This is a genomic window from Rhizobacter sp. P2_D12 (assembly GCF_056404395.1).
Genome location: NZ_JBFUEB010000159.1, coordinates 1 through 10,358, shown reverse-complemented (window position 1 = coordinate 10,358; position 10,358 = coordinate 1). Strand labels below are relative to the sequence as shown.

8 protein-coding genes are annotated in these 10,358 nt (G+C 73.1%); 5 read left to right on the top strand and 3 right to left on the bottom strand.

Annotated elements, in window-relative coordinates; genetic code table 11:
• From AC1DYN_RS29925 to AC1DYN_RS29910, 4 genes are all read left to right on the top strand, one after another.
• A partial coding sequence (locus AC1DYN_RS29925) for a tetratricopeptide repeat protein (RefSeq protein ID WP_477965988.1) occupies positions 1–1,027 on the top strand: 1,027 nt, incomplete at its 5' end.
• Between the two features lie 85 nt (positions 1,028–1,112).
• Positions 1,113–1,886, top strand: a complete 774-nt coding sequence (locus AC1DYN_RS29920) for a helix-turn-helix transcriptional regulator (RefSeq protein ID WP_477965986.1) — start codon at positions 1,113–1,115, stop codon at positions 1,884–1,886.
• 98 nt (positions 1,887–1,984) lie between these two features.
• Positions 1,985–2,953: a tripartite tricarboxylate transporter substrate-binding protein gene (locus tag AC1DYN_RS29915; RefSeq protein ID WP_477965984.1), complete on the top strand. Its 969-nt coding sequence runs from the start codon at positions 1,985–1,987 to the stop codon at positions 2,951–2,953.
• Positions 2,950–3,780 carry an N-formylglutamate amidohydrolase gene (locus tag AC1DYN_RS29910; protein WP_477965982.1) on the top strand — a complete coding sequence of 277 codons (831 nt, stop codon included), beginning with the start codon at positions 2,950–2,952 and terminating at the stop codon, positions 3,778–3,780. Before AC1DYN_RS29915 ends, AC1DYN_RS29910 begins: the two co-directional genes overlap by 4 nt.
• A gap of 77 nt (positions 3,781–3,857) precedes the next feature.
• Here AC1DYN_RS29910 and AC1DYN_RS29905 read toward each other — a convergent pair whose 3' ends face one another.
• Positions 3,858–4,655 carry a helix-turn-helix transcriptional regulator gene (locus AC1DYN_RS29905; RefSeq protein WP_477965980.1) on the bottom strand — a complete coding sequence of 266 codons (798 nt, stop codon included), beginning with the start codon at positions 4,653–4,655 and terminating at the stop codon, positions 3,858–3,860.
• 98 nt (positions 4,656–4,753) lie between these two features.
• Here AC1DYN_RS29905 and AC1DYN_RS29900 point away from each other — a divergent pair, with 98 nt between their 5' ends.
• Positions 4,754–5,659 carry a LysR substrate-binding domain-containing protein gene (locus AC1DYN_RS29900; protein ID WP_477965978.1) on the top strand — a complete coding sequence of 302 codons (906 nt, stop codon included), beginning with the start codon at positions 4,754–4,756 and terminating at the stop codon, positions 5,657–5,659.
• A gap of 61 nt (positions 5,660–5,720) precedes the next feature.
• Here AC1DYN_RS29900 and AC1DYN_RS29895 read toward each other — a convergent pair whose 3' ends face one another.
• Both AC1DYN_RS29895 and AC1DYN_RS29890 read right to left on the bottom strand, forming a co-directional pair.
• On the bottom strand, positions 5,721–6,062 hold the full coding sequence (locus tag AC1DYN_RS29895; RefSeq protein WP_477965976.1) for a hypothetical protein: 342 nt from the start codon (positions 6,060–6,062) through the stop codon (positions 5,721–5,723).
• 23 nt (positions 6,063–6,085) lie between these two features.
• The coding region (locus AC1DYN_RS29890) for a Tle-like phospholipase domain-containing protein (protein WP_477965974.1) at positions 6,086–10,358 on the bottom strand (4,273 nt) is incomplete at its 5' end.

Here is a 10,358-nt window from a genome sequence, read left to right as displayed (position 1 = left end):
GGCCCAGGCGGTGCTCGACGACCGCCGGGCCGGCGCGCCCGACCGGCATGCGGCGCGCCGCGAGCTGGCGCAGACGCGCCGCCTGCAGGCCACGCTGCACACCACCGATGGCGAGTTCGACGCCGCGCTCGCCACCGCCCGCGCCGGCCTGCAGGACGGCGAGACGCTGGTGGAAGAAGACCGTCGCACCGGCGCCAGCCCTGCCGAGACCGACACCGACCTGCGCATCCGCAGCGGGCTGGCCGCGACGCAGGCGCAGGGCATCGCGCTGTCCGGCCGCAAGGACGGCTTCTTCGAGGCCTCCGACAAGAGCATCCGTTACCTGGAGGAGCTGAACGCGCGCCACCCGGACGACGCCCAGGTCGGCGGCACGCTGGCCAGCATGCACGGCATGCGCAGCGTGTTCCTGTTGACGCACGAGGACAACGCCGCCGGCTGGCCGCGCGCACGTGCCGAGCTGGACCAGGCCACCGCGATCCTGCAGCGCCTGATGGCCAAGTACCCCGACAACGTGATGGTCGCCGCCAACCTCGCGGTCGCCTACGACCACCACGGCGAGGTCACGCGGCGCATGGGCGACCTGCCCGGCGCGATCGCCGACCGGCGCCGCGCGGTCGAGGTGCTCGAACCGCGCATGCGCGCCGACCCGGACAACGCGATGCTGCGCGTCGACTACGCCACCTTCGCCGGCGAGCTGAGCGAGTCCCTGCTGGCGGCCGGCCACCGCGCCGAGGCGGTCGACGTGGCGCGCCGCGCCGCCGCCGCGTTCGACCAGGCGCCGGAAGGCGCGCGCTCGAACCTGCTGTCGCAATGGGACCACGGCATGACGCTGTTCCGGCTCGGCAAGGCGCTGATCGCGCTCGGCCGCCCGGCCGACCGCGGCGAGACCTGCGACAGCTACCGGCGCGGGCTCGCGCTGCTGCAGGCGCACTTCGATCACTTCGGCCCGCATCCGACCTATGCCGACGGCGGCGACGTGCGCGCCGAGATGCAGGGCCATCTGACAAGGCAGTGCCCGGCGAAGTGAAGCGCTTGTTTCCGAACGCAACACCGTGAGCCCTCGGGGCTTCCGCCTGCGCGTCTACAGGCAGGGAAGCTTCGAAGGACTCGCGATGGACAGCCTCACTCCGGCGCCGGCGCGCGCGCCGTCCATGCTGCTGCACCTGCTGGCGATGGACCGCGACGACGAACGCCACCGGCTCGTGCACGAGCTGATGGACCTGCTCGACTTCGACTGGCTGGCCTGGGGCCCGGTGCGCCGCAGTGCGCACGGCACCGAGCTGCTCGAGCCCTGGGATGCCGTGGGCGCACAGGACTGGCAGCGCCGCTACCGCGCGCTCGGCTACCAGCAGCTGGACCCGCGCTTGGCGGCCGCGCTCGATTCGCGCCTGCCGGTGGTGTGGCAGCTCGAGGGGCTGCGCCGCGCGGCGGCACCGGCGCAGCGCCGCTTCATCGAGGACCTGGCCGGCACCGGCATGCGTTCGGGCGTGATGCTGGCGCTGGCCGGTGCGCAGGCCGGCGAGCGCACCGTCGTCTGCCTGCTGTCGCGCGGCCATGGCGACGGGCTGGCCGACGACGACACGCGCATCGGCCAGGTGGTCACGCTCGGGCTGTGCCTGCGCGAGCTGCAGGCGCAGGCCGCCGAGCGGGCGCCGGAGCCCGCGGCACCCACGCCGCTGCAGCCGCCCAACCGCACCCAGCAGGCCATCCTGCAGTACCTGGCCTGCGGCCTGGGCGACAAGCAGATCGCCGGCCGGCTGGCCCTGTCGATGCACACCGTGGACTACCACATGCGCCAGCTGCGCAAGCGCTTCGGCGCACGCAACCGCGTGCAGCTGATCCAGAACAGCCGGCCCGGCGACCTGGACGACGCGCCGGAAAGTTGATTCCGATCCGGAATGAGTTGAGGCGGAACTTTCAGCCCTTCGCAAGGGACGCGCAACCACAATGAAACGCAGCCCATCGTCACCGTTCTGGAGCCTTCATGCGCCGCCGCGACTTCACCCTCCTTGCTGCCACCTCCTGCCTTCCGGCACTCTCGCGGGCCGCTGCGCCGGCCTCATCGCAGCCGATCCGGCTGGTGGTCCCCTTTGCGCCGGGCGGTGCCACCGACATCGTCGCGCGCCTGGTCGGCGAGCCGATGGGCAAGCTGCTCGGGCAGACGGTGGTGGTCGACAACAAGGCCGGTGCCGGCGGGGCGATCGGCATGGCCGAGGTGGCGCGCGCCGCGCCCGACGGCCTGACGCTCGGGCTGGCCACCGCGTCGACGCACGGCGTCAACTCGGCCACGCAGAAGAAGCTCGCCTACGACGCCGAGAAGGATTTCCGCGCCATCACGGCGCTGGCCACGACGCCGATCGTGCTGGTGGTGCACCCGTCGGTGCCGGCGCGCAACCATGCCGAGTTCCTGGCCTGGCTGAAGGCCAACCCCGACAAGCTGGCCTACGCGTCGCCCGGCAACGGCTCGCTCGGCCACATGCTGGCCGAGCTGTACAAGGCCGGCACGCACACGGCGATGCTGCACGCGCCGTACCGCGGCGCCGGGCCGGCGAAGAACGACCTGCTGGCCGGCCACGTGCAGGTGCTGTTCGACAACCTGCCGTCCTCGCTCGCGATCATCCAGGCCAGGCAGGTGCGGGCGCTGGCGGTGTCGGCGCCGAAGCGGCTCGATGTGCTGCCCGACGTGCCGACCTTCGCCGAGGTCGGCCTGGCGTCGAACAACGAGCCGTCGTGGTTCGGCCTGGTGGCCCCGGCGGGTACGCCCGACGCGGTGGTGCAGCGCCTGCATGCGGCGACCGTCGCGGCGCTGCAGCAGCCGGCACTGAAGGCGCAGCTTGCCGCGCAGGGGCTGGACCCGCTCGGCAACACGCCGCAGGCCTTCCAGTCGCAGATCGTCGCCGAGGTCGCGAAGATGAAGCGCGTCGCGCAACTGGCCGGCATCGAGGCCGAATGAAGGAGACCGCGCTGACCCTGCAGCCCGGCGGCTCGGCGCTGGTGCTGGATTCGCCGCACAGCGGCACCGTGTACCCCGAGGACTTCGACTACGCCTGCGAGCTGGCGCTGCTGCGCCGTGCCGAGGACACGCACGTCGAGAAGCTGTTCGACTTCGCGCCGCTGCTCGACGTGACGCTGCTGCAGGCGCACTTCCCGCGCAGCTACCTGGATGCCAACCGCGCGATCGACGAGATCGATGCCGAGCTGCTGTGCGAGCCCTGGGATGCGCCGGTCGCGGCGAGCCCGAAGACGCGGCTCGGCAAGGGCCTGGCCTGGCGGCTGACCGACGAGGGCGTGCCGATCTACCGGCGCCGGCTGCGGCCGTCCGAGCTGCGCCACCGCATCAACCACTGCTGGCGCCCGTACCACGCGGCGCTGGCGCGTGCGCTCGACGAGGCGCATGCGCGCCACGGCTACTGCGTGCACCTGAACTGCCATTCGATGCCGTCGGTCGCGGCCTCGCACGCGACCGAGTTCCCGGGCGAGGTGCACCCGGATTTCGTGGTCGGCGACCGCGACGGCAGCACCGCCGACCCGACGCTCAGCGCCTGGCTGGTGGACTTCCTCGCGCGCCGCGGCTGGCATGTGACGCACAACCACCCGTACAAGGGCGTCGAGCTGGTGCGCCGCAGCGGCGACCCGGCGCGCGGCCGGCATTCGATCCAGCTGGAGATCAACCGCCGGCTCTACATGGACGAGGCGACCCTCGAGCTGAACCCCGGCTACCCGGCCCTGAAGGAGCTGCTGTGCGAGATGGCCGGCGGCCTGCTCAAGGTGATGGCCTGATCGCCTCTCACGCCGCGTCCCGGATTGCGCTGCGCTCCATCCGGGCTGCCGTCCGCAGCCCGGACGCCAATCCGGGATCAGATGGCGCGTTCGGAGGAAAGCTGCGTCAACTGCAGCCGGTTGCGCGCGCCGAAGCGCTTGCGCAGCTGGCGCATGTGGTAGTCGACGGTGTGCAGCGACATGTCGAGCCGGTCGGCGATCTGCTTGTCGGCCAGGCCCACCGCCAGGCAGCGCAGCACGTCGCGCTGCCTGGCGCTGAGCCCGCCGGCGGCCGGCGCCGCGGGCGGTCGGGTGCGCGAGTGGTGGTCGTGCACGCCCAGGCCCAGCACCAGCACGCGGCCGAACAGCGCATCGTCGATGTCGCGGCCGATGTGCGCGCGGCGCGACAGCAGGTGCACCACCGAGCGCTCGCCCGCCCCCGGCCCGGCCAGCGCCAGCGTGGCGCCCGACAGGAAGCCCGGCCGCGCCACCGACTGCTGCACGAAGTGCGCACGCTCGGGCGGGCAGCGCAGCAGCTCGTCCAGGTTCCAGAACACCGGCAGGCACGAACGCAGCGCGAGCGCCAGGCGCGGGTCAAGCTCCGGGTGCCGCGCATCGCTGCCCAGCACCGGGGCGTCGCCATACGCGGCCGCGTCGGTCCACGACCAGCCGCCGCCGGCCAGCCCGCGCAGGCGCCCGTAGCTCATCGCGTCGAAACCATTCGCCTGCAGCAGCGACAGCACCGTGGCATGGTGCGATGCATCGTCCTCGGCCGCGAGCAGCTGCTGCAGCATGCCGGGCGACGCGGCGCGCGGCAGGCCGGCGAGGGGCTGGTGGCGCGGGATGTCGGATACGACGGGTACGGCGGGTACGGAAACAGCGTTCGGATGCAGCATGGTCGGCGGCGCAGCGGCAGTCTGGGGTTGCAACGATTCTGGGCTTGCCGGCGTGCCCGACCAATCGAATAATCGGCCTGACTTCATTCCAGGAGAGAATGATCGTTGCACGTCTTCACCCCCCGATCCACCTGCTGCGCGCGTTCATCGCGACGGCACGGCACCTGAGCATCTCGCGCGCAGCCGAAGAGCTGTGCCTGACGCAGAGCGCCGTCAGCAAGCAGGTCATCGAACTCGAGGCGATGCTGGGCACGCACCTGTTCGAGCGCGTGCGCAAGCGGCTGCTGCTGTCGCCGGCCGGCCAGCGCTACCTGGGGCGCGTCGAGCCGCTGATGAAGGCGCTCGAGGCGGCCACGCTGGAGATCATCGCGCACGGCGACTCGGGCGGGGCGCTGCACCTGTCCAGCCTGCCGAGCTTCGGCGCCAAGTGGCTGATCCCGCGGCTGCCGAGCTTTCGCACGGCGCACCCGGACGTCACGCTGCACTTCGTGCCGTTCTCGCAGGGCTACGACTTCCACCTGCCCGAGCTCGATTGCGCGATCCGCTATGGCGAAGGCACCTGGCCCGGGGCGATGGCCGACTACCTGACCGGCCGCACGATGGTGGTGATCGCGCCGCCGCGCGCCGCCAAGCCGCCGCCGCTGCGCCGGCCGCAGGATGCGGCACGCCACGTGCTGCTGCAGCATGCGACGGTGCCGCGTGCGTGGGAAGCCTGGTGCCAGCGGCACGGCGTGCACGACCTCAACCCGATGGCCGGGCCGACGCTGGACCAGTACACGTCCATCATCCACGCGGTGATGGCCGGCATGGGGCTCGCGCTGGTGCCGCGCTGCCTGGTGCAGGACGAGCTGGACCACGGCGTCGTCACCGCGCCGCTGGACGGCACGGCGGCGGGCGAATTCGAGCTGCAGGCCGGCTACCACCTGTGCTACCCCGAGGGCAAGGCGCAGGTGCCGGCGCTGCGGGCCTTCCGCGACTGGATCGTCGCGCAAGCCGCGGCATGACAACCCCTCGCCCGGCGGGTACGCCGGTCGATCCCCCGAGGGGATGCGGGCCGGCCCGGTTCTAGAGCAGCGCGAGCAACTCGGTCTCCGCCGCATCGAACTGCGCGTCGCTCGGCGGGGATTCGCCATCCCAGCCGGCGCGCCGAAGCGCGTCGTCCAGGCGTTGGCCGAGCGTGTCGATCGCGTTCAGGTCGACGCCCTCCTGCGACAGCTGCCACAGCATCCAGAAGCTCATCGGGTCTTCGCCCGCCAGCGCCTGCACGTCGGCCGGCAGCTTGTCGTAGCCCGGCAGGCTGGCCGGGTCGGCGGCGATGCGCTCCAGGTCGCGCTCGGTCTTGCGCCAGGAAATCATGCCTTGCAGCACCTCGTTCAACGGCGGGGCTGCGTCGGGGGTGGTGTCCATCGTGTGTCGCTCCATCAAGAGATTCAGGCCCGGCTGACCACCACTTCGGTGCCGGGACGCACCGGGCCGGCGCCGCGGTTCAGCGCCAGCAGCTCGCCCAGCGCCAGCACCGTCTGGCCATGGCTGCCCAGGCCTTCGAGTTCGATGCGCTGCCGGTGCTCGGGAGTCAGCAGGGTGTCGCGGTTCGCCTGCGCGATCTGCCACCACGACTGCCCGTCGGCCGCGACGGCCACCTTCGGCCGACGGGTCGGCGGCGGTGCGTCGGTGGTCGGCGGCGGCTCGGTCGACCCGGTGCCCGGCGGCGGGGCCGTGCTGGTCGCACCGGGGGCCGGCGTCGTCGGATCGGGCGTCGGCACCAGGCCCGGGTCGCCCGGGTCCGGCACCGGCGGCGCCGGCGGCGTGGGCCCGCTTCCGCTCGCCTTCATGTGCGCGACGAACGCGGTGCCGCTGGCCAGCAGCAGCCCGCTGACCACCGCCACCGTGGTCCAGTGCTTGACGGTCGGGTTCAGCGGCTTGGTCGGGTGCAGCACCTGGGCCAGCCCCTTCACGCCATACCACCACGGCGTCTTGCCGGTGGCCGGGTCGATGCGCTGCGCACGCTTCATCACCAGCCGCCACAGCGCGGTGTTCAGCAGCGCCCGCGCCGCATAGGCCGCGCCCTCGACGTGGTGGCCGCTCGCGAAGCCCATCACGGCCGTGGTCGCGTCGCCGGCGATCACCGCCGGGTAGGGCCAGGCCTGGCGCCAGAAGGCCGCCGTCTCGGCCTTCTTCAGCGACTGCACCAACGGGTTCGCGAGCGAGCGCGCCTGGCGGTACATGTAGTGCGCCTGCAGCCCCAGCAGCATCGCGGACGGCGCCATCAGCAGCCCGCGCTCCAGGCCGTTGATCGGCAGGTAGCCCGGCCCGAAGGCATGCATGTGATAGAAGCTGACGAGGCTGGCCGTGCTGACCGCGAGCGACAGGTTGCGCACCGGGTTGCCCAGCGGGTGGTTGAAGGCCATCGTGCGGCTGCCGAGCGCGGTCTTGCGGTAGGCGGTGGTGGCGTCCTTCAGCACCGCCTGCGCATCCAGCACCCGCGCGTCGTCGGGTGCATGGGTGCGCTGCAGCGCCGCCAGGTCCTGGCGCGCGGCATGCACCGCATGCAGGTTCTCGCGCAGCTTCAGCACGTCGCCGCGCACGGTCGCGCGGGTCAGGCCGAGCACGTTGCCGCGCCAGCCGGCAATGCGGTCCAGGTGCACCGCCGCCTGCTCGAACGATTCGCCCTTCAGCACGCCGCGCAACGCGTTCTCGCGCATGCGGCCCCAGCCGGCGCTGCCGCCGTTCACCGCCCCGGTGCGGCCGCGGTTGAACACCGCCATGATCTGGAACACGTTGCCGCCCAGGAAAGCCGGGCCCTGCACCGCTGTCGCGGCGACCACGGCCAGCGGACCGTAGGTCCAGCTGCCGACGTTGCGAAGCGTCGATTTCGCGGCGCCGCGCAGTGTCGCCAGCATCTCGGTGGCCGCCAGCTTCGGGTCGAACTGCGCCGCGACCGCCAGGAAGCGCAGGCGGTCGGCACCGGCGCGCAGCGGCGCGGCGATGCGCGCCAGCCGCGAACCCGGCGGCGCAGCGGTGGTGGCCGGTGTCGACGCCGTGGCCTGGCGCGCCAGCAGGTCGGGCACGTAGCCGTCGTGCACGCGCAGGTCGATGCCGAGCTCGTTGTGCAGGCGCTCGGCCACGCGCGCGGCCTGTGCATCGAGCTGGGCCAGGCCCTGCGGCAGCGCGGCCGCCGGCGTGCCGTCGACGAAGCGCGCCTCGAAGGCCTGGTGCAGCTGGTGCCGGTCGCGGCCGTACAGCGGCAGCACGCTGTCGCCACGGGCCTGGGCCGCGACGTCGCGGATCAGCTGCGCCTCGTGCGCCAGCGAACCGATGTCGCCGGCGCGCGCGCGCACCTGCTCGGGCGTGCCGGCCAGCAGCGCATCGAGCTGCGCATCGATCGCGCCCTGGTCGCCCCCGAAGCGGGCGAACGCGCTGCCATCGGCGCGCGCCGCGAACACCGGCGCCTCGCCGGCACGCCACGGCGTGGCCCGCGCCTTCACGTGCTGCAGCATGCCGTCCAGGCCCGACAGCATCGAGCCGATCAGGTGGCGGCGGCCGGCCTCGAGACCCGGCACCCGGCCGCGCACGCCCGGCAGGCGGTCGGCCGGACCCGGCACCGGGTTCGGTTCGCCCTCGGCGCGCGCCAGCGGCGAGCGGCGCTGCAGGCCCGTCAGCAGCTCGCCCTGCACGTGGTAGGCGTTGATCGTCGCGTCTTCGTGCAACGCGACACCGCCGTCGGCCAGCGAGCGGCGCACGCGCGGGTTCAGGCCCGCGGCATCGAAGGTGGTGGCCGGCCGGCCGCTGATCAGCGCCACCGCCGACGCGAGGCCGCCGCCCAGCGAGTGCCCGACCAGTTCGACATCGGCCCCCGAGGCCGCGAGCTTCTGCCCGACCTGCACCGCCTGCCGGTAGTACGGCGACGGCCGGCCGGCGACGTGGCGCAGGTTGTTGCCCCAGTCCTCGACCGCCTGGCCGAGCTCGCGCGCGGTGCCGCGGAACACCAGTTGCGGCTTCATCGCGGGGCCCGGGTGGTCGGCGGCCGGCTCGTAGAGGCGTGCGACGAAGCCCGATCCGGGCGGCTGCAGGTCGGCCGGCGTCAAGCCGTAGGCGGCGAGCGCCGCGTCGTCGGCGCTGATGTCCTGCCAGCCGCTGAGCCGGTGGCCCGGCGTGCCGACATGCGCCGGATCGCCAACGTCGGCCGCGAGCCGCGCCTGCTGCCAGGTGCGCGCCAGCTCGTCGATGCGTGCTTGCGGATGCGCGGGGTCGAACGTGCCCCAGTAGCCCTGGAAACCGTCGCCGCGGTAGACCGGCGGGCGCTGTTGCAGGTGCGGCGCGGTCAGCGTCGGCACCGTGCCCTCGTGCGCACCGACGGTCACCGGTTGCGCGAAGTTCGCTTCGGTCTCACGCACCGGCCCGGGCGTGAACTCGCGCAGCTTGATCGAGTCGGCCGTGGTCGAGGCCGGCAGCGCGCCGTGCGCGTCCGGCTGCACGTGCCCGACGTCCAGCGTCAGCCGCCCGTCGTTGACGAAGCTGGCCACCACGTCCGGCGGGTTGTAGACGCTGCGCCCGCTCGCATCGGCCAGCGCCTGCAGGTAGTCGTCGCCGAGCCGGCACGACAGGATCACGATCGGCCCGTCCACCGAATTGTCCAGCCGCCGCGCCAGCTCGAACGGGCTCAGCACCGARCCGTCCTTGTCGACCAGCCAGTTGCTCGTGTAGTGCGTGCCGCTGACCGGGTCGCGCAGGTACACCGCCGGYGCGTGGCCCATCACCTGCACGCCGTCGAAGGTCGGCGCGTAGTGRTCGGCCGCGCGCTGCACCRCCGCGAACTCCGGCGTGTCGGGCAGCAGGTTCAGCTGCCGCCGCGGATCCGGCGGGCCGATGAACGGTTCCTCGTTGGCGCGGATGCCCACCAGTCCGCCGTCCACCGCCGGGTCTTTCGGCGGATAGAGCCGCACGCCCTCGTGCAGCAGCGAGGTCTCGTAGCTCGCGCGCAGCACCTTGTGCGGCACRCTGCCGTGGAACTGCACCGGCTCGGGCAGCGCCAGCAAGGCCGCCTGCAGGCCGGCATCGGACGTCGAGCGCGACACCAGGTCGGCCAGCGTCGGCGGCAGCGACGCCGCCTCGGCCTCGGGCAGCGCGCGCAGGATCTTCGCCGCATCCGGCGTGAAGCTCGCCTCGGTGATGTGCAGCCGCGGGATGCGCGCCGTCGCCGCCGGGGCGTCCGTCAGCGCATGGCCCCCGAGCCGCGGCCCGTACAGGCCCTGCGCGCCTTGCCAGCGCGTGTAGAACCCGAAGTGCGACTGCCCCAGGTGCTGCTGCGCCGCCAGGATCGCCGCCTCGGTGATGTCYCCGCCCGCGCCCTGCTTGCCCCACAGGTGGCTCAGGTAGGTGTAGCCCTCGGGCACCTCGCCGCCCAGCCAGTGCGCRCCGTCGCCSGCCTCGCCGCGCCAGTTCGGCGTCAGCGCCGCGCCGGCGATCACCGCATCGCTGACCGGCACCCCGTTCGCRTCCTTCACCACCTGCTGCACCCGCACCAGGTGCAGCCCGCGCATCTCGTCGGCGATCTCGCGCACCATCGCGTCGCGGTCCACCGTCGGGTCGTCGGCGCGGTAGTGGTTGCCCGGCAGCGGCTTGTTCGCATCGAACACCTCGCCGGCCATGCGCATCAGCTCCGGCTCGCTCAGCTCGCCCGGCCCGTGCAGCGTCGCCGTGCGC

Coding starts and splice junctions, on each gene's coding strand:
- AC1DYN_RS29920 (WP_477965986.1), top strand. CDS start 1,113: ATGGACAGCCTCACTCCGGCGCCGGCGCGCGCGCCGTCCATGCTGCTG.
- AC1DYN_RS29915 (WP_477965984.1), top strand. CDS start 1,985: ATGCGCCGCCGCGACTTCACCCTCCTTGCTGCCACCTCCTGCCTTCCG.
- AC1DYN_RS29910 (WP_477965982.1), top strand. CDS start 2,950: ATGAAGGAGACCGCGCTGACCCTGCAGCCCGGCGGCTCGGCGCTGGTG.
- AC1DYN_RS29905 (WP_477965980.1), bottom strand. CDS start 4,655: ATGCTGCATCCGAACGCTGTTTCCGTACCCGCCGTACCCGTCGTATCC.
- AC1DYN_RS29900 (WP_477965978.1), top strand. CDS start 4,754: ATGATCGTTGCACGTCTTCACCCCCCGATCCACCTGCTGCGCGCGTTC.
- AC1DYN_RS29895 (WP_477965976.1), bottom strand. CDS start 6,062: ATGGACACCACCCCCGACGCAGCCCCGCCGTTGAACGAGGTGCTGCAA.